Annotated in this window: 19 protein-coding genes; 13 read left to right on the top strand and 6 right to left on the bottom strand. The window is 46.2% G+C overall.

Features of this window, described 5'->3' with window-relative positions:
• Positions 1 to 246: 246 nt before the first annotated feature.
• Both CYJ37_RS16515 and CYJ37_RS16510 read left to right on the top strand, forming a co-directional pair.
• A complete protein-coding gene (locus tag CYJ37_RS16515) occupies positions 247 to 1206 on the top strand; it encodes an NAD(P)H-dependent flavin oxidoreductase (RefSeq protein ID WP_101550703.1) in 960 nt (319 codons plus the stop codon).
• A gap of 69 nt (positions 1207 to 1275) precedes the next feature.
• Positions 1276 to 1548: a UPF0223 family protein gene (locus CYJ37_RS16510; RefSeq protein WP_009791105.1), complete on the top strand. Its 273-nt coding sequence runs from the start codon at positions 1276 to 1278 to the stop codon at positions 1546 to 1548.
• A gap of 61 nt (positions 1549 to 1609) precedes the next feature.
• On the opposite strand, the gene CYJ37_RS16505 is transcribed toward CYJ37_RS16510, so the two are convergent.
• The gene (locus CYJ37_RS16505; protein ID WP_009791106.1) at positions 1610 to 2230 is read right to left on the bottom strand and encodes a YktB family protein; all 621 of its coding nucleotides are present in this window, start codon (positions 2228 to 2230) and stop codon (positions 1610 to 1612) included.
• 192 nt (positions 2231 to 2422) lie between these two features.
• On the opposite strand from CYJ37_RS16505, the gene CYJ37_RS16500 reads away from it, so the two are divergent.
• From CYJ37_RS16500 to CYJ37_RS16490, 3 genes are all read left to right on the top strand, one after another.
• Positions 2423 to 2617, top strand: coding sequence for a hypothetical protein (locus tag CYJ37_RS16500; RefSeq protein WP_009791107.1), 195 nt, complete (start codon positions 2423 to 2425; stop codon positions 2615 to 2617).
• 295 nt (positions 2618 to 2912) lie between these two features.
• Positions 2913 to 3713, top strand: a complete 801-nt coding sequence (locus CYJ37_RS16495; protein ID WP_101550701.1) for an inositol monophosphatase family protein — start codon at positions 2913 to 2915, stop codon at positions 3711 to 3713.
• Positions 3700 to 4170, top strand: a complete 471-nt coding sequence (locus tag CYJ37_RS16490; protein ID WP_009791109.1) for a GNAT family N-acetyltransferase — start codon at positions 3700 to 3702, stop codon at positions 4168 to 4170. Before CYJ37_RS16495 ends, CYJ37_RS16490 begins: the two co-directional genes overlap by 14 nt.
• Before the next feature lie 64 nt (positions 4171 to 4234).
• Here CYJ37_RS16490 and CYJ37_RS16485 read toward each other — a convergent pair whose 3' ends face one another.
• Positions 4235 to 4420 carry a YlaF family protein gene (locus CYJ37_RS16485; RefSeq protein WP_009791110.1) on the bottom strand — a complete coding sequence of 62 codons (186 nt, stop codon included), beginning with the start codon at positions 4418 to 4420 and terminating at the stop codon, positions 4235 to 4237.
• A gap of 264 nt (positions 4421 to 4684) precedes the next feature.
• On the opposite strand from CYJ37_RS16485, the gene typA reads away from it, so the two are divergent.
• From typA to CYJ37_RS16470, 3 genes are read left to right on the top strand one after another with little or no spacing between them, the layout of a single operon-like run.
• A complete protein-coding gene (gene typA / locus CYJ37_RS16480; protein WP_009791111.1) occupies positions 4685 to 6523 on the top strand; it encodes a translational GTPase TypA in 1839 nt (612 codons plus the stop codon).
• A gap of 24 nt (positions 6524 to 6547) precedes the next feature.
• A complete protein-coding gene (locus CYJ37_RS16475; RefSeq protein ID WP_009791112.1) occupies positions 6548 to 6856 on the top strand; it encodes a YlaH-like family protein in 309 nt (102 codons plus the stop codon).
• A gap of 24 nt (positions 6857 to 6880) precedes the next feature.
• Complete coding sequence (locus tag CYJ37_RS16470; RefSeq protein WP_094768896.1) at positions 6881 to 7168, top strand: hypothetical protein; 288 nt, start codon at positions 6881 to 6883, stop codon at positions 7166 to 7168.
• Positions 7169 to 7187: 19 nt separating this feature from the next.
• On the opposite strand, the gene CYJ37_RS16465 is transcribed toward CYJ37_RS16470, so the two are convergent.
• Complete coding sequence (locus CYJ37_RS16465) at positions 7188 to 7631, bottom strand: hypothetical protein (protein WP_101550699.1); 444 nt, start codon at positions 7629 to 7631, stop codon at positions 7188 to 7190.
• A complete protein-coding gene (locus CYJ37_RS16460) occupies positions 7625 to 7825 on the bottom strand; it encodes a YlaI family protein (protein ID WP_009791115.1) in 201 nt (66 codons plus the stop codon). The genes CYJ37_RS16465 and CYJ37_RS16460 overlap by 7 nt, the downstream gene beginning before the upstream one ends.
• A gap of 260 nt (positions 7826 to 8085) precedes the next feature.
• On the opposite strand from CYJ37_RS16460, the gene CYJ37_RS16455 reads away from it, so the two are divergent.
• Positions 8086 to 8541: a pyridoxamine 5'-phosphate oxidase family protein gene (locus CYJ37_RS16455; RefSeq protein ID WP_009791117.1), complete on the top strand. Its 456-nt coding sequence runs from the start codon at positions 8086 to 8088 to the stop codon at positions 8539 to 8541.
• A 39-nt stretch (positions 8542 to 8580) separates the two neighbouring features.
• Here CYJ37_RS16455 and CYJ37_RS16450 read toward each other — a convergent pair whose 3' ends face one another.
• A complete protein-coding gene (locus CYJ37_RS16450; protein ID WP_022543679.1) occupies positions 8581 to 9168 on the bottom strand; it encodes a YhcN/YlaJ family sporulation lipoprotein in 588 nt (195 codons plus the stop codon).
• Positions 9169 to 9425: 257 nt separating this feature from the next.
• Between CYJ37_RS16450 and CYJ37_RS16445 the strand changes: the two genes are divergently transcribed.
• Positions 9426 to 10754, top strand: coding sequence for a PhoH family protein (locus CYJ37_RS16445; protein WP_009791119.1), 1329 nt, complete (start codon positions 9426 to 9428; stop codon positions 10752 to 10754).
• A gap of 229 nt (positions 10755 to 10983) precedes the next feature.
• On the opposite strand, the gene CYJ37_RS16440 is transcribed toward CYJ37_RS16445, so the two are convergent.
• Positions 10984 to 11481 (bottom strand): hypothetical protein, encoded by a 498-nt coding sequence (locus CYJ37_RS16440; protein ID WP_101550697.1) that lies wholly within the window; start codon positions 11479 to 11481, stop codon positions 10984 to 10986.
• A gap of 210 nt (positions 11482 to 11691) precedes the next feature.
• Here CYJ37_RS16440 and CYJ37_RS16435 point away from each other — a divergent pair, with 210 nt between their 5' ends.
• The 3 genes from CYJ37_RS16435 to pyc all read left to right on the top strand — a co-directional run bounded on the left by CYJ37_RS16435 (position 11692) and on the right by pyc (position 17073).
• Positions 11692 to 11973 carry a YlaN family protein gene (locus CYJ37_RS16435; protein ID WP_094768883.1) on the top strand — a complete coding sequence of 94 codons (282 nt, stop codon included), beginning with the start codon at positions 11692 to 11694 and terminating at the stop codon, positions 11971 to 11973.
• Between the two features lie 224 nt (positions 11974 to 12197).
• Entirely contained in the window at positions 12198 to 13406 is a 1209-nt protein-coding gene (locus CYJ37_RS16430; RefSeq protein ID WP_009791122.1) for an FtsW/RodA/SpoVE family cell cycle protein, read from the top strand.
• A 226-nt stretch (positions 13407 to 13632) separates the two neighbouring features.
• Positions 13633 to 17073 carry a pyruvate carboxylase gene (gene pyc / locus CYJ37_RS16425; protein ID WP_165352506.1) on the top strand — a complete coding sequence of 1147 codons (3441 nt, stop codon included), beginning with the start codon at positions 13633 to 13635 and terminating at the stop codon, positions 17071 to 17073.
• Positions 17074 to 17087 lie beyond the last annotated feature (14 nt).

Genomic DNA, 17087 nt, shown 5'->3' with positions numbered 1-17087 from the left:
TTATAAAACAAATGAATTATAGCATTAAAGCATATGGATGCAAAGCGATTCTAGCCGGCATTGGCAGGCAAATTTGCAGAGCGGCTGAATATATCCCTTTTCTGTAGCATTCGATGAAATACTCTTGACTATTCGCCCCTGCGCCCATACAGTGGATTTCCGGTTTCCCGCCTGTTAAAAAAGGAATTTTCAGCTGCTGTCCCGAAGTATTTGAAGGAGAATTGAGAAGGAAAAGGGGAGACAAAGATGAAATGGCAGACTAGAGTAACGGAATTATTGGATATACAGTACCCGATCATTCAAGGAGGCCTCGCGCATCTTGCGTACTCTGAGCTTGCAGGAGCGGTTTCCAATGCAGGCGGACTGGGACAAATAACAGCCATGTCGCTGCCTTCGCCGGAGGAGCTCAAAACGGAAATCAGAAAGGTCAAAACGATAACGGAAAAGCCTTTTGGCGTTAATTTTGCCATCGGGCAGCATGGCAGGCCATTCGAGGGGTTCCTGGAAGCAGCGCTTCAGGAGGGTGTCCCGGTCATTTCCATGACGGGCGGGAATCCGGCTCCGATTTTTGAGAGGCTGAAGGGAACTGATGTCAGGAAGCTTGTGCTTGTGGCGGCAAGAAGGCAGGCTGTTAAAGCAGAAGAACTCGGCGCGGATGCTGTGATGGTTGTCGGCCAGGAGGGGGGAGGGCATCTTGGAAGGACAGATACCGGGACAATGGTGCTTGTTCCCCAGGTTTCAGATGCTGTGTCGATTCCAGTGATCGCCTCTGGCGGGATCGGCGACGGCAGGGGCTTGATGGCTGCCTTGAGCCTTGGTGCGGAAGGAATTGAAATGGGCACAAGATTTGTGGCTACAGAAGAGTGTGTGCATGCTTCAAAGCTGTATAAAGAAAGACTGGTCGGGGGATCGGAAAATGACACCATTGTCATTAAACGTTCGCTCGGGGCTCCTGCGAGGGTCATTGCCAACTCATGGGCAGACAGAATATTGGAAATTGAAAAGAATAATGGCAGTTATGAAGAACTGAAGGATTATATAGGCGGGCAGGCAAACAAGCGCTATATCCATGACGGCTCTGAAACTGAAGGATTTGCCTGGGCAGGGCAGGTAATGGGCATGATTAAGGATATTCCTTCAGCTGGCGATCTGGTCAGCAGGATTATTAAAGAAGCAGAAGATATCCGGCGCTCATGGGCAGACTAGGACAAGAATTGCAAAATTTTCTTGGACTGGTTAAAATCAGCTAAGATGCTTGAAGAGGAGTGAACATCTTTGGAATATCAATATCCAATCGACCCGGATTGGTCGACAGAAGAAATTGTAGACGTGATAAAGTTCTTTGAGAGCGTTGAAGCCGCTTATGAAAAAGGGGTCGACAGGGAAATCCTTATGGATTCGTACCGCCGTTTTAAAGAAATTGTACCAGGCAAGGCCCAGGAAAAGACAGTCTGCAGCGAATTTGAAGAAACGAGCGGGTATTCGCCATACCGTTCCGTAAAAGCAGCCAAAGAGGCAAAAGCCGGGGACAAAGTAAAAATGAAGTAAACAAAAGAACCTGCATCGATCTGATGCAGGTTCTTTTGGCAGTTTGGGCGTCTGGACCCGTTTATGCCATTTTGTATAGGGGTAATAGATTTTTAAATACAGAATCAGCTTTCTGCAGGAATTCCTCAGCGCTGAGCTTGATGGCTTCTTCACGCGGTATGTTGACACCGCAGAGGATTTCCGCCTTTTTAACGTTTTCGAGGCGGTCGAACATGGCCTCAAGTTCTGACTTATCAAGGGAACTGTGAGAAACGGCGCCAGGCTTTGTGTGATCTCCTGACCATACATAGCTGCCGGGGATGCTGCTGTAGATTTCGCTTAAGTTTTTCTTTAATGCAGCCCCGAATTCCTTTTTATTGGGTGCTTCGTAAATGGTGGCAAACCAAATGAACACATGGCTTTCCCATAATCCGATCTGAAAATGGGGGAGCATTTTATATCCTCTTGGATTAGCCGCAAAGGCAACCCAGGTATCATTTGGCGGATTGATTGTCCTTCTGGCATGCTTGGCAACATGGGGATGCATTTCATCTCCAGTAAGAGCTGATAAGCCCGGCGCAAAATAGCTGCCCAGCTCCTCAAGCTTTGGACGGATATTTTCTTTCAAGCTATCCATTCTTTCTTCTAGTCCATCTATTTTAAAAACATCAAAGTCTGCATTGGAAAAGCCGCTGAATGGCATATGTATAACCTCCTGCTGATTTTGGCAACATTGTAGCACAGCGCAGGAAAAAGGGGAAATGAACAGCTTCTGACCTCTTATTTACAGGCAATGGGTATCAGCACAATTTTGTTGCAACTGCTTTGAGGACTTCATATTATAATAAAAAAAGATATCTGAAAATTCAACCAAAACCGGAAGGGGTGCAAGATCATGAAACAATTAATGAATTCTGTAAAGAAAAAAGCCGGTGAAAAGGAAAGAACCGCCGTACTGAGGCTTGAAATGGATTATGAATTGGCGACACTTTTCGAAGCAATGGGCGACAATAATGAGAATGTCAAAAAAAGAACAAAACAAAAGCTCGAAAAGATACGTGAAGAGCTGGTTAGGCTGAAAGCGCTGTGAGAGAAAGGCTCTAGCATTTATTTAAATATATATAAAGGTTCATTAAAAAGGAGAAAAAATGTCAGAATGGTCAGTTGAAAACTTCTATAGAAAATAAAAACGGGCTCCCGGTAACATGGCTGGAGTCCGTTTATTATTTTTTCTGAAGGGAAAAAAGAAGGATATTGCTTAATAGAGTGAGGCGGGGGGACGCTATGCTTGAGAAGTTCCTGCATTTCCGATAATCTTATCATTAATATATGGCCGGGCGCAGGGCGCTGGCAGCTGGAGCCCGGCCTTTACGGAGGAAAGAGAAATGACGAACTGGGATCATATTGATGAAAAAGCAAAAGAATGGGTAAAAGAAGCCGGAAGACGGATTAAGGATTCTTTCCAAAAAACGCTGACTATTGAAACGAAATCCAACCGGAATGATCTTGTGACTGACATCGACCAGGCGACCGAGCAGTTTTTTATCAGCAAAATCAATGAAACATATCCTGAACACCGCATTTTTGGCGAAGAAGGATTTGGGGACAAAATAGAGGATCTGGATGGAGTTGTCTGGATTATCGACCCAATTGATGGAACAATGAATTTTGTTCATCAGCAAAGGAATTTCGCCATATCGATCGGGATATATGAAGATGGGGTTGGAAAGATCGGCCTTATTTACGATGTGGCCCATGATGAGCTTTATCATGCTTTCCAGGGTAAAGGCGCCTATCTGGACGATATGCAAATACCGAGCCTGAAAGAAGCAAGTGTCCAGGATGCTATCATAGGGCTGAATGCTACCTGGGTCACTGAAAACAAAAGGATCGACCCAAGTCTGCTGGCCCCGCTTGTCAGGGATGTTAGAGGCACCCGTTCATACGGATCTGCTGCTATTGAAATGGCTTATGTTGCAACAGGCCGCATCGATGCATATATATCACTGAGACTGGCCCCGTGGGACTTTGCTGGAGGGAATATCCTTATAACCGAATTGGGAGGCAAAGCGACTACCCTGAAAGGGGAAGATCTGAACCTGTTAGAGCAAAGCTCAGTTTTCATCTGCAAGCCTGGCCTGCATGAAAAGATCCTCAGGGACTATTTGCAAAATGGCAGCTGGTAAGATCACCTCAAGGAGCCTTTCAGCAGTAGACTATGCTTTTTTTCAATATTTGGCTGACCATTCAGGAGAATGGCTTGTGCATGAGACACAGGGGAGGGGCATTGAGGAATACATAGAGGTGTATTCAGAACTTGATGGAGAATGGAGAGTGTGGGAGAAGGATGGTGAAAGGGCGGGTGTTACCTTCCATGTAAGAAGGGCACCTTCTAACCGGAAGCCTTGGCTCGGGACTATCCTTGTTCATCCGGACAGAAGAGGGACAGGCCTTGGCTGCGGGATTCTCTTGACACTAGGGGAAGAATTGGCTGCAGAGAATAAGGCGGTATTTGCCGCTGTTCCAGCAAGTGAATCCGGCTGGCTGGAGTTTCTTTCGAAAAGCGGCTTTGAGCAGTATAAATCCGAAAAAGATGAAGGAGGCAAAGAGCACCTCCTTTTGCTGAAGCCTCTTCAGCCATGAACAGCAACAGACTATAAAAAGAAGCCGGACCCCCAATGGGCCGGCTTCTTCGCTGGTTCTATAGTTATAATAATCCGTTTTCGCGCATTTTCTTCTTGGTTTTAAATCCGAAGCCCATTACAAGCACAAGGGCTGCAATACAGGCAATTACCCCGAATATACTTTTCTCGGCAATCGATATGCCGACACCCATGATGCAGGCTGCTGCTGCCACGGCAAAGAATAATAAAGGCCACTTAATGTTTTTCAAAAAAATCCCCCTCCCTAAAGTTTAACCGGGACCAGGCACCTGAAGATTCACTTAAAATCATAAGCAAGTCCAGAATTGAAGCATGGAAAATGTATATCAAGCCCAGTCTTTAGGTATAGTGTAGATATGTGTTCTTTTCTTTAAAATTTATTTTACACAAAAAACTTTTAGTTTACCACTGTCATTATGGTATAATGTTTTAGTTGTGATTGTTTATAAAGCTTTAAAATAAATTAGCTTAGAATATAGCTAGGAGTGAATTTTTTGAAAATCAGAGAAGATCTTCGCAATATCGCGATTATTGCCCACGTTGACCACGGAAAAACGACACTTGTTGACCAGCTGCTGAAACAGTCAGGAACTTTCCGGACTAATGAGCATGTGGAAGAACGTGCGATGGATTCCAATGACCTTGAAAGAGAGCGCGGAATTACCATCCTGGCTAAAAATACAGCCATCCAGTACAAAGATACAAGAATCAATATCCTTGATACTCCGGGCCACGCTGACTTTGGCGGCGAGGTTGAGCGTATCATGAAAATGGTTGATGGTGTTCTGCTTGTTGTCGACGCATACGAAGGCTGTATGCCGCAGACGCGCTTTGTATTGAAAAAAGCGCTTGAACAGAATCTGACGCCAATTGTTGTTGTTAACAAAATTGACCGTGACTTTGCGCGTCCTGCCGAAGTCATTGACGAAGTCCTTGACCTGTTCATCGAGCTTGATGCCAATGAAGAACAGCTTGAGTTCCCTGTTATTTATGCATCTGCCATCAATGGAACAGCAAGTACAGATCCTGAAAAGCAGGATGAGAACATGCAGTCCCTTTATGATGCGATTGTCGATCATATTCCTGCACCAGTTGACAATAGTGAAGAGCATCTTCAATTCCAGGTTGCCCTTCTTGACTATAACGACTATGTCGGAAGAATCGGGATTGGCCGTGTTTTCCGCGGAACCATGCAGGTCGGCCAGCAGGTTGCACTCATGAAGCTTGATGGAAGTGTAAAACAATTCCGTGTAAGCAAAATTTTTGGCTTCTTCGGGCTGAAGCGCCAGGAAATTCAGGAAGCGAAGGCAGGCGACCTGATTGCCGTTTCCGGAATGGAAGATATCAATGTAGGGGAAACCGTTACACCTGTTGAGCATCAGGAAGCTCTTCCTGTCCTCCGTATCGACGAGCCTACACTGCAGATGACATTCCTGGTCAATAACAGTCCATTTGCAGGAAGAGAAGGCAAGTTCGTTACATCGCGTAAAATTGAAGAAAGGCTTCGTGCCCAGCTTCAGACAGATGTAAGTCTTCGCGTTGAGAACACAGAGTCACCTGATGCTTGGGTTGTGTCAGGACGCGGTGAGCTTCACCTTTCCATCCTGATTGAAAATATGAGACGTGAAGGCTATGAGCTTCAAGTGTCAAAGCCGGAGGTCATTGTAAAAGTAATCGACGGCGTAAGATGTGAGCCTGTTGAGCGCGTGCAGATCGATGTTCCTGAGGAGCATACTGGTTCAATCATGGAATCAATCGGTGCCCGAAAAGGCGAAATGCTTGATATGATTAATAACGGCAGCGGCCAGGTCCGCCTGATCTTTAACGTTCCTGCTCGCGGCCTGATCGGATATACAACTGAATTCCTGACGCTTACCCGCGGATATGGAATCATCAACCATTCCTTTGACAGCTATCAGCCAATGGCACAGGGCCAGGTTGGCGGAAGGCGCCAGGGTGTTCTTGTGTCCATGGAAAGCGGAAAAGCTTCTACTTATGGAATCATGCAGGTTGAAGACAGAGGAATCATCTTCCTGGAAGCCGGAACAGAAATCTATGAAGGCATGATTGTTGGAGAACATACTCGTGAGAATGACATCACCGTCAATATCACAAAAGTAAAACAGGCTACCAATATACGTTCTGCCAATAAAGACCAGACGGCTACTATGAAAAAGCCGCGCATCATGACGCTTGAAGAAGCGCTTGAGTACCTGAATGATGATGAGTATTGCGAAGTGACTCCGGAATCCATCCGCCTGCGCAAGAAAATCCTGGATAAGAACGAACGTGAACGGATCGCTAAAAAGAAGAAATACGCAGAAACGAACTAAAGACTTAAAAAGGAGGAGAGCAATATGATTGCTGAACGCCTGTCTTTTTTCGCCGCGTTATATAAAGTGGACGAGAATCCTGAATTAGGAATGTGGATGCTCTATATAACCATCATTCTTTTATGTGTAGTCGTATTCAAGCTCGGATTTGCCAAAAAGCTCCCGCTGGCAAAGTCGGCTGTCATTTATTTGTTTTTAATCCTGGGCTGCACGGTCCTGACCTTTTTGGGAGTCTTTCTCCCAATTGGGGAGGGCCTGGTGGTTGCCGCCCTTATCCTGATCATCTATAAAATCAGGCTGCACCAGCAAAAAAAACAGGAAGCAGGCATGTAGCAGCCGGGGAGGCAGGTCGTTATGATGAAATCTCTGCAGGATTCAATCTATAATTGGCTTACAATCAAGGTTGTTTGCGATGCACGGCCGGAGGATACTGCAGCTGCAGAAACGGAAGAAATGTTCAAAGCTATTCTGACTGAGGACTTAAAGCTTTCAGAGATTGAGGCTGTTAAAGAAGCGGATTTTTATACTGTCTTTTTTACAGATGAAAATGAAAGAAGAAGCTTCCGTTTTCCGGCTGAGCTGATCGATGTCATGCTGGACCAAATCAATGAAGAGCCGGAGAAATATCCGAACTTCCCATTATAAGAAAAACCCGCTTCCCCCATCAGGGCAAGCGGGTTTTTCTGATTCCCAGCCAAAAGAAGCTGGCGAGGACTATGCTGTAGAGAATATGGCCTGCTGTCCACAAACCGAATGCCATCATATCACCCGGGAGCGGTACCTGCCGCTCTGCCAGAAGGGAGAGTGGAAAATAGAGCAGGAGGGCAGGAAAAGTGATGGCAAACGACCATAAAAAGCATCCCCGCAGTGTCAGCCATTTTCCGGCCTGCAGAATAAGCAGCAGGCAAAAGCTTAACAGCAGCGAAAATAGGAGATGGAAAAAGAATTCAGATGCCTCGCTCCAGCGAATATCCCCCAGCACGGGAATAAAATCGATATTCAGAAGCAGCACATACACTTTCTTGCCGGTCAATGTTTCAGCGGCCTTCAGGAATAATCCCAAAAAAAAGCCTGCTCCAGCCCCGGAGGCAAGGGCGGTTTTTACCATTCCTCTTCTTCCGTGCGGCTCCGGTAAAGCTTAAAGTTGCCTGTGGCGGCCCTTTGGTTGGTTTTTTCCGTTATTCTTTCTTCGCACGGCTTGCACATATACGTATGGATTGGCCGGTTACGCAGGCGTTTTGCCTGAAATGATTCATTTTCAATCGATTCTATCTTATCGCAAAGCACACATTTTACTCTCATAATGACACCCCGATTTATTAATGTAGTTGAATGATCAGAAGTCTGAAGCAGCACTGGTCCTCGCGGCCGGCCCTCTGCCTATTTTTCAGCCGAAGGGACAGCCCGTCAGAAAAGCTGCTTATCTATATTGCTTATTTATATTATAGTACAGTTTGGCAAGAGTTTCGAATTAGATTGCACCGGGGGCAGAGCATCTGGGAACGGGTTCTTGAAAGTTGGGGAAAGTCATACTATTATAGGACTAAGAGGAGGGGAAAGTAATGGCAAATCAAGTTGAGCCGAGGCTGATCAAGCCCTTATTCGATGAGCTTCAGCAGGAGCGGTTTGTTACTCTCGCAACAGTGGACCATGAAACAGGCGGGCCGAACGTGAATGCTATATCATGGGTCCTGGCAAAGGATGAAGAAACAATCTGCTTTGCTATTGACAGCAGATCGAGGATTATTGAAAATATTAAACATAACAGGCATGTAGTCATCAATATCATTGCCAACGAATCTACATACTCCATCCAGGGAGAAGCGGCAGTGAAGCTGGAAAAAATGGAATCTGTCCCCCTCAAGCTGGCACTTGCAGAACTGAAGATCAGTGAGGTAAGGGATGTTATGTTTTATGGATCTAAAATGACAGCTGATCCCCAATATGACAAAACATATGATAAAAAAGCAGCAGAAAGGCTCGATCAGCAGGTGATGGAGGCCATGAAAAAAGCTTAGTCGCGGGACTAAGCTTTTTTTGTGCTGATTCATATAACTTTAATCTTTATGGTAATTCGATTGCTTTTGCTGCTTATCCTCCAGCTCAGAACGTTCTGATGAATTGAGCTTGTTTTTTGGCTCCTCGGTCGCATCCTTCGGCTGGGGCTCAGTGATGTCCCCGGGAACTTCAGGCATAATCCTTCCCGTGATATCTGCGAGTTCATTCAGTATGCCCTGGATGGGACGCCCGTTTTGTATATCCTGGCCGACTTCCCGGATCCTCGCATTCAAGTCGGGGTCTGCTACTACAAGCGCCCTTGCCCCATGAGGGTCGTTGCGCAGGCTTTCTGTAACAGAATATTTAATGGAGCCCACTTCAGATCTGTCTATATCTTTATCCACATCAATCCCTACAATGGCATATCCTGCGAAAACCACAGCCGCCGCATCTTTGACATTTGGCACCCTTTCTGCCAGATCTACAAGATGCCTTGAGATCTCCTGTTCTGATTCCCTGCTGTTATTCGTTATGGTGCTGTTCTTAACATTCACCAGATTCCGGCTGCCGTCATCTGCTGATTGGCTGTTCGCAGCACAGCCTGCCAGCATTGAAACAGCGGCTATATAACCAAGCCATCTCTTCAATTTAAGCACCTCCAATTATTCTTATTCCGGATGTTTTCCAGATGCTGAAAAGCTACATGCCCGGGAAAGTTCTTCGTAAGGATTATTCTGCAAAAATTCGTCTATCTTTATGCAGGAAAACATATAGTTTACCAAGGCTTGTTTCTTAAAGCTTATGATTGCTTCTTCAAGCCAGGCAAAATGCAGGCTCCGGACAGCGAAATATAAGCCTTAGAAGAAACATTCATTTTGACCTACAAGGAGCAGGAGGCATCATATTGACGAAAATATATGTATTGGATACCAATGTCCTGCTGCAGGACCCGCATTCTATCTTTTCTTTTGAAGACAATGAAGTAGTCATTCCGGCAGTTGTCCTGGAAGAGGTTGACTCTAAGAAACGATATATGGACGAGGTTGGGAGAAATGCAAGGCAGGTTTCGAGGCTGATTGATAATCTGAGGGAAACCGGCAAGCTGCATGAAAGGATTCAGCTTGAAAATGGCGGGGGACTCAGAATTGAGCTGAATCACCGGTCTTTTCATGAATTGCAGGAGATATTCATTGAAAAAACAAATGATAACCGGATCCTTGCAGTCGCAAAGAATCTTTCACTGGAAGAAGAGACTAAGGAAAACGGCCGCCCGGTCATACTTGTCAGCAAAGATGCATTAGTGAGGGTGAAGGCGGATGCAATCGGGCTTCAGACAGAAGATTTTCTGAGTGACAGGGTGGTTGAAAATGACCATATTTATACGGGATTTCTTGAGGTGTATGTAAGCGTCGATCTTTTGGGGAGATTTTATGAAAAAGGGGAGGTGCCGCTTGCTGATATAGCCAATCACCCTTTTTATCCCAACCAATTCATCATTATGAAAGATGCACTGGGCTCTTCTTCTTCTGCGATAGGCATAGTAGACCAGGCGGGAAAGAAAGCCAGAAAGCTTGTGTTTGACGGGGACCATATCTGGGGGATCCGCCCTCGCAATGTACAGCAGACAATGGCCGCAGAGCTCCTTCTCCGTAAAGATGTGCCGCTTGTGACGCTGGTTGGGAAAGCGGGGACAGGGAAGACACTGCTCGCACTGGCAGCCGGCCTGATGCAGACTGAGGATTTCGGAGAATACAAAAAGCTGCTGGTGGCCAGGCCGATCGTTCCTGTAGGCAAGGATATCGGCTATCTCCCGGGGGAGAAAGAAGAAAAATTAAGGCCATGGATGCAGCCGATTTACGATAATCTGGAATATCTTTTTAATGCCAAGAAACCGGGCGAGCTTGATGCCATCCTTGCAGGGATGGGGTCGATCGAGGTCGAGGCGCTCACATATATAAGGGGAAGAAGCGTGCCGGATCAGTATATCATCATTGATGAAGCCCAAAACCTTACCAAGCACGAAGTAAAGACCATCCTTACCCGGGTGGGAGAAGGAAGCAAGATTGTCCTGATGGGAGATCCGGAACAGATCGATCATCCGTATCTTGATGCCTTCAACAATGGACTTACCTATGTAGTGGAAAGATTTAAGGACCAAAAGATTTCAGGCCATACTAAGCTTATTAAAGGGGAAAGGTCAGGTCTGGCACAGCTGGCAGCTGATCTTTTATAAGAGGTATATATGGCGGGCTGGAGCCGGATATAGCAGTTTCAATTTCATGTCATCCGTATGGCGCACGAAAAAGGGGAACTTGAGCCGCTGTATCAGTAAGAGAGGGAACAGCGGCCTTTATGGAACTTACTCCTGTAATACAAAAGCTGATTACGCCCTGTAGAATATTAATCTTATGCCCATAATTAAAGAGGGCGGAGCATCCCGGCTCCCCCCTCTTGCATAATAATCAGCGAACGATGAACTGCTTTATATGCCTGATCGGATTATCCTTATTGCTTCCGTCTCCGTAATAGACGTGCACAGGGCCGTCCTCTTTCAGCGGCTTGCCGTTCAGAGAGTAGCCGAGGATCAGATCTTCAGCGGTTTCCAGCGGCATTTCCACCTCGCCGTCACCGGCAGAGATGACAAAGGAAGAGGCATCTTCAGCAGGTTCGGCATTTTTAAGGAAAGGCTTTAAGGGAATGCCGAAAGTCCCGTTAAGCACTTTTTCTTTCTCGAATTTTTTTTCGGTCTTTAATGTCGGAGGATGGACAGCACCCTCCATGATTTCTCTGTCCCAGTGCTTTGAAACTGATTTTGTATACTCTTCGAGCTCATCCTTTTTGATGATATCAGCGTGAAAGAATTCGTTCAGGTCTACCCTTCGGTCATCAAAAATCCATACACCGGGATCAAGTGTGATCTCAAATTTCACTTTCCCTTTTATCATTATGATATTGTCCATAACTAGCTACCTCCTGTATGTACCTTCTTAAATTATACCTATTTTTGTCTGTGAAAGATACTATGGGACCCTCACACTGGAAGCCCCTCCTGGCGGGGTGCTGGTATTTATCCCCGCATGTGCAGCTTTCCCCTTATATGTCTTGCATTTTTGCCTTCTTAAGTATAAAATTTATAGATAGATAATCGCTCGGAAACGGGGGGATCCATGTTGGCGTCAGAACTGATAGTCGATCATCAAGAAAAAGCCAATGCCTTGCTTAAGGCGGACGCTGATAAAATATTAAAGCTTATTAAAGTGCAGATGGATAATCTGACAATGCCCCAGTGCCCTTTGTATGAGGAAGTGCTTGATACGCAGATGTTCGGTTTATCCCGTGAAATAGATTTTGCCGTCCGGCTCGGGCTCATCGAGGAAAAGACAGGCAAAGCCATCCTGGGAGAGCTTGAAAAAGAACTCTCCATCCTGCATGAAGCTTCATTAAGAAAATAAATGTAAAAAACTCAAACTTTCTTTTAACACAAGGGTTTGAGTTTTTTTGTACATGCTATGGTAAAGAAAAAGAAGTGCAGCATAATTTTAAATAGTATGACATAATTCTGATGTTTGATGAATTAATATGTTACATTAAAATTAACATTTCTTTACTTCAATGCAGGAATCTCCTTTCTATAGTAGAATAGGTAATACAACGCAGAAGATGAGGAAGAGGTTGGATGTTCAAAAAAATATTAAAATCATACGATTACACATTGATTGCTGTCGTCGTTATGCTGGCATTATTCGGTCTCATTATGATTTACAGTGCAAGTATGGTAACAGCCGTGCAAAGGTATGGCTTCGAAAGCGACCATTTCTATCAAAGACAGAAGATCTATCTGCTCGGGGCCGCCTTAGTATTTATTTTCACAGCACTCTTTCCCTATAAGGCGCTGATCAGCAATAAGATCCTTGTTCCGATGGTTTTCGGTTCACTGATCGGCCTTGGCGCTTTGTTTATATTCGGCCATGTGGCAGGGAATGCGCAAAGCTGGTTTAAACTCGGGCCATTGAGCCTCCAGCCTTCAGAATTTGTAAAGATTTTTGTTATTATTTATCTATCAGCCGTTTATGCAAAGAAACAGAGCTATATCGACCAGTTTAATAAAGGGGTTGTCCCACCCCTGGTATACTTGATCCTTGTCTGCATGCTTGTGGCTGTACAGCCGGATTTCGGGACAGCGGCAATCATTTTCCTGATATCAGCCACAATCATCCTGAGTTCCGGCATGAGCTATAAAAACATCTTAAAGCTGTGTCTGATTGCCTTTATCATTGCCCTCCCGTTTATCCTGATTATGAATGACAAGCTCTTCTCTGATGTGCAAATGGCCAGGATCCAGGTTCTTCAGGATCCCTTTGCAGATGCCCAGAATGACGGGTATCATCTTGTCAACTCTTTCCTGGCTCTCGGAGCAGGCGGTGTAAAAGGGCTCGGCCTCGGGCAGAGCGTGCAGAAGCTTGGCTATCTGCCAGAACCGCACACAGATTTCATCATGGCTGTCATAGCAGAGGAGCTGGGGGCATTCGGTGTTTGTTTCGTTCTGCTCTCACTTGGGTATATCGTTCTGAGGGGCCTGTACATAGGGATGAAATGCAAGGATCCTTTTGGAAGCCTGCTTGCCATCGGCATTGCTGGGATGATCGGCATCCAGTCATTCATCAACCTCGGAGGGATTTCAGGCGTGATACCTCTGACAGGGGTCCCGCTTCCATTTGTGAGCTACGGCGGATCTTCACTTCTGCAGCTTTCAATTGCGATGGGGATTCTTGTAAACGTATCAATGTTTGTAAACTATGAATCTAAATATAAAAATAGAGCCAGCGAAAAACAGGCAGAACAAAACCAGAAAGTTTCCGGGGGAGCCTATTTTTATAAAAAATAAGCGCAGGGGACGTGTTTTTTCCTTGCGTTTTTTTACACATTCACTCTTAATACAGGAACGCTTTAAAGCTGCAGGCATTTAAATCAGGGCTGCAGGCTTTGGCCGCTTTGCTGCAGAATCTCTGCTGCAAAGCGGCCGAAGTCTTTACATATAGCAATACAAATTAGCCAAGCCTTTCTGCAAGTTCCGGAAAGGCATCTAAAAGACTATGGATGGGGTGGAATTTGTGAGCAGACAAATTAATAAGGTACTGGTTGCCAATAGAGGAGAAATCGCAATCCGGGTTTTTCGGGCATGCACTGAGCTGAATATCCGGACCGTGGCTGTTTATTCTAAGGAAGATTCAGGCTCCTACCACCGGTATAAAGCAGATGAGGCGTACCTCGTCGGAGAAGGCAAAAAGCCGATTGATGCCTATCTGGATATAGAGGGGATCATCGGGATTGCGAAGGCAAGAAATGTTGACGCCATTCATCCCGGCTATGGTTTTTTGTCAGAAAATATTGAATTCGCTAAAAGATGTGAAGAGGAAGGCATCATTTTTATTGGACCAACTTCCCGGCACCTGGATATGTTCGGGGACAAAGTAAAGGCAAAAGATCAGGCGATGCGTGCGGAAATCCCTGTCATTCCGGGGAGCGACGGGCCGGTTAAAAGCCTGGAAGAAGTGATTTTATTCGGGAAGGACCATGGTTTCCCGATCATCATCAAAGCCTCACTTGGCGGCGGAGGCAGAGGGATGAGGATTGTCAGAAGCCTTGATGATGTGAAAGAGGCATACGAAAGGGCGAAATCAGAAGCGAAGGCTGCTTTCGGGAATGATGAGGTTTATGTTGAAAAATTCATCGAAAACCCTAAGCATATCGAAGTTCAGATCATCGGTGACAAAAGCGGGAACATCGTCCACCTGTTTGAAAGGGACTGCTCAGTGCAGCGGCGCCATCAAAAAGTGGTCGAGGTTGCACCGTGCGTCTCTCTCTCTGAAGAATTCCGCGGGAGAATCTGCGATGCTGCTGTAAGGCTGATGAAAAATGTCGACTATGTGAATGCCGGAACAGTGGAATTCCTTACCTCCGGGGATGAGTTTTTCTTCATTGAGGTAAATCCCCGCGTACAGGTTGAGCATACGATCACTGAAATGGTGACAGGGGTGGATATTGTCCAGACGCAGATCCTTGTCGCAGAAGGATTTGATCTCCATAGCCGGGAAGTGGGGATCCCTGCACAGGAGGATATAAAGATCAATGGCTATGCGATCCAGTCCCGGGTTACCACTGAGGATCCTCTGAACAATTTTATGCCTGATACGGGGAAGCTCATGACCTACCGATCCGGTGGCGGTTTCGGGGTGAGGCTCGATGCAGGCAATGGCTTCCAGGGGGCTGTTATAACCCCATATTATGATTCGCTGCTCGTCAAACTGTCCACATGGGCACTAACCTTTGAGCAGGCTGCTTCAAAAATGGTGAGGAACCTGCAGGAATTCAGGATCCGCGGAATCAAGACAAATATTCCTTTCCTTGAAAATGTCGTCAAGCACGAGAAGTTCATTACAGGGGAATATGATACATCTTTCATCGACAAATCGCCTGAGCTGTTTTTATTCCCTAAACGAAAAGACCGCGGCACAAAGATGCTTGCCTATATCGGCAATGTAACAGTCAACGGCTTCCCGGGGGTAGAGAAAAAGAAGCGGCCGGTTTTCGAGAAGCCGAGGATTCCGAAGCTCCGCTATAACCAGGAATACCAGGACGGGACAAAGCAGATCCTGGACAGCCAGGGTCCGGAAGGTCTGGTGAAATGGATCAAGGAGCAGGATAAGGTCCTATTGACTGACACCACCTTCCGTGATGCCCATCAGTCCCTGCTGGCCACGCGCGTACGTACGACTGACATCGCGCATATTGCAGAACCGACAGCAAAGCTTCTGCCGGAAATGTTCTCTTATGAAATGTGGGGAGGGGCAACCTTTGATGTTGCATACCGTTTCTTAAAAGAGGATCCTTGGGAAAGGCTTCTCAAGCTAAGGGAAAAAATGCCGAATGTCCTTTTTCAGATGCTTTTGAGGGCTTCCAATGCTGTAGGCTATAAAAACTATCCTGATAATGTGATCAGGGAGTTTGTTCAAAAGTCTGCTTATGCAGGCATCGATGTTTTCCGTATATTTGACAGCCTGAACTGGGTCAAAGGGATGGAAGTGGCGATAGAGGCTGTGCGTGATACCGGCAAAATAGCAGAAGCAGCCATCTGCTACACCGGCGACATTTCGGACAGCGCGAGGACCAAGTATAATCTGGAATATTACAAATCAATGGCAAAGGAGCTTGAAAACCAGGGAGCGCATATTCTGGCAATTAAAGATATGGCGGGGCTGCTCAAGCCGAAATCAGCGTATGAACTGATTTCAGAGCTGAAAGAAACAGTTGATATTCCAATCCATCTTCACATGCATGATACGAGCGGGAACGGCGTCATGACCTACAGCAAGGCTATCGAGGCCGGTGTGGACATTGTGGATGTTGCACTAAGCACGATGGCCGGCCTGACTTCACAGCCAAGCGCAAGCTCCCTGTATTATGCCCTTTCAGGAGAGGAACGCCAGCCTGAAGTGAATGTTGAAGCACTGGAGCAGCTGTCCCACTATTGGGAAGATGTCCGGAAATACTACCAGGATTTTGAGTCCGGAATGAAGTCTCCACATACGGAGATCTATAAGCATGAGATGCCTGGAGGGCAGTACAGCAACCTGCAGCAGCAGGCAAAAGCGGTAGGCCTTGGGGAAAAATGGGACCTGGTCAAGGAAATGTATTCCCGGGTCAACCACATGTTCGGCGATATCATAAAAGTCACTCCTTCATCAAAGGTTGTCGGCGATATGGCTCTGTATATGGTCCAAAATGAATTGACAGAAGAAGATGTCATCACACGCGGACACTCGCTCGACTTCCCTGATTCTGTAGTTGAACTGTTTGAAGGGTCTCTCGGCCAGCCTTATGGCGGCTTCCCGAAAGAGCTTCAGGAAGTTATATTAAAGGGTAAAGAACCAATCACTGTAAGGCCGGGAGAGCTTCTGGAGGACGTGGATTTCGATAAGCTTAAGGAGAAGCTTTTCCACGAGCTCGGAAGGCCGGTGACAAGCTTTGAAGCGATTGCCTATGCACTCTATCCGAAAGTATTCATGGAATACTGCAGCACTGTCGAGCAGTTTGGCGATGTTTCCGTTCTGGATACGCCGACCTACCTGTACGGCCTGAGGCTGGGAGAAGAAATAGAAGTGGAAATTGAAACTGGAAAAACGCTGATTGTAAAGCTTGTTTCCATCGGACAGCCGCAAGCGGACGGCACCAGGATCGTTTACTTTGAATTGAACGGGCAGCCCCGCGAGGTTTCCATCAAGGATGAAAGCATTAAAATTGCTGCATCTGCAAAGATGAAGGCTGATCCTAAAAATGAGAAGCATATAGCAGCATCCATGCCAGGTACAGTTATTAAGGTTATTGTTGAAAAAGGGGAAAAGGTCGAAAAGGGCGATCATCTGATGATCACGGAAGCGATGAAGATGGAAACGACCGTCCAGGCCCCTTATTCCGGTACGGTCGGTGAAATCCATGTTGCAAATGGGGAAGCCATCCAGACTGGAGACCTTTTGATCGAGCTTTCGAAATAGAGGAAATCAGGGCC

The organism is Bacillus sp. UMB0728, assembly GCF_002858875.1.
Taxonomy (GTDB): domain Bacteria; phylum Bacillota; class Bacilli; order Bacillales; family Cytobacillaceae; genus Bacillus_AB; species Bacillus_AB infantis.
The sequence above is the reverse complement of the archived record's forward strand: the minus strand, read 5'-3'. Positions and strand labels throughout refer to the sequence as shown.